Genomic DNA, 1,363 nt, shown 5'->3' with positions numbered 1-1,363 from the left:
CGTGCTAACGACTGCTCTTGCTGTATTGCTTTTCCAACGACTGGAGCTGCTGCGTCAAGTTGTTTACTTGCATGGTCAAGCTGCTCACACTGCTCTGTAAGCGTTGGTTCTCCTCGCTGCTCTGCTCGAATCTTTTCTCTAAATCCTTGTAGAGCTTCACGAACTCGCTGTGCTGCTCCTTGTGCTGCCTCTCTAAAACCTCGAAGGCGTGCAAAAGTTGTTTCTCTAGCTCGGTCATTTATTTCCTCTCCAACTTGATCAGCTCGTTCTTGCCATCGTTCATTGTCCACCCCTCCAGAATCGAGTAACCCTCTGGTATCACAATAAAACGTTCCCCTTTCTGGCTCTCGTACAGAGAAAGCCCCCAAGTCTTGTTCTGGAACTGCTCTAGGATCGCTTTTTGGCGGGCTATCTTTTTCTGATTGTCTAATATCGTCTGCCCTTGATACCAAGCGATCCCGTAACTGACGATCACCAAAAATAACAGGGTCACTGGCAACCAAATCCATGTTTTCATCACCAAGAGATTCAAACGTGATTGCTGCTCTTGGATGTCGTTTATGATTTTCTGCTCGCTTGATTTCAACGCATCTTGAATACGTTGTTCGTGCCTCTCGAAGTCTTTCTTTAGCGTTTGCTCGATAGCGTTGGCTTGCTTCTTCGATTGCGAATTGAAGTCCCTCGCCATATTCAAAATCTTGCTCATACAACAAACCTTTTAATCTTATGTTTCGTTTCCCACTTTCGGGGTTCTTAATACTGATGCTCTTAGCGGTCACTCTGGCGATCTCAAATCCTTTGCTTTCAAGCGCACCAATTACCCCTTTTCGACTACGGATTGCGCCTGATTGAGCAAGATTAAGTAGGCCATCGGTAAGAAGTTGCTGAATCTCTTTTGCATCGGATGGAGTGTCTTTAGCACTCACCAAGCCTTGCTGATTAGTAGGGTCATCTGGGTCATGAAGCCCTAGTTCAAGATTCTGAATGGTGCGCCACGCATCGATACGAGGATTGTCTGCAAAGTGGTAGTAAGGTTGAAGTCGCTTGCCAGAATGAAGCTCAATATTTGGAATAACAAAGTTCAGCTCTAACCGCCCTTTATCAAGATGCTCTACCCAAAGAATGGAGTATTGGTCTTTGTCTAAGCCTGGTAACAAAGCCTTTTCAAAATCAGCCATGAGGCGATCTTTAATCTCTTGTGATAAGTCCGTTTCAGCAAAACAGAGAAAGCCCGATGTGTACTTTTTGGCGTAAGGACTCGAATCAATGAGTGATTGAACTAAATCAGGATCGCCTTGATTGAGTGTCGCCCTCTCCCGATTTCTATCTTTCCCTAAGAGATAATCAACAGGGCCACTCCCAA

General features: G+C 45.3%; 2 protein-coding genes. Both read right to left on the bottom strand.

Features of this window, described 5'->3' with window-relative positions; genetic code table 11:
• Positions 1–4 precede the first annotated feature (4 nt).
• Positions 5–238, bottom strand: coding sequence for an MbeD/MobD family mobilization/exclusion protein (locus R7Z77_RS28960; RefSeq protein WP_169567099.1), 234 nt, complete (start codon positions 236–238; stop codon positions 5–7).
• Positions 239–688, bottom strand: a complete 450-nt coding sequence (locus R7Z77_RS28955) for an MbeB family mobilization protein (RefSeq protein WP_353616425.1) — start codon at positions 686–688, stop codon at positions 239–241. It lies immediately after the preceding gene.
• Positions 689–1,363 lie beyond the last annotated feature (675 nt).

This window comes from Vibrio sp. 1401, from assembly GCF_033340295.1.
The sequence above is the reverse complement of the archived record's forward strand: the minus strand, read 5'-3'. Positions and strand labels throughout refer to the sequence as shown.

Coding starts and splice junctions, on each gene's coding strand:
- R7Z77_RS28960 (WP_169567099.1), bottom strand. CDS start 238: ATGACCGAGCTAGAGAAACAACTTTTGCACGCCTTCGAGGTTTTAGAG.
- R7Z77_RS28955 (WP_353616425.1), bottom strand. CDS start 688: ATGGCGAGGGACTTCAATTCGCAATCGAAGAAGCAAGCCAACGCTATC.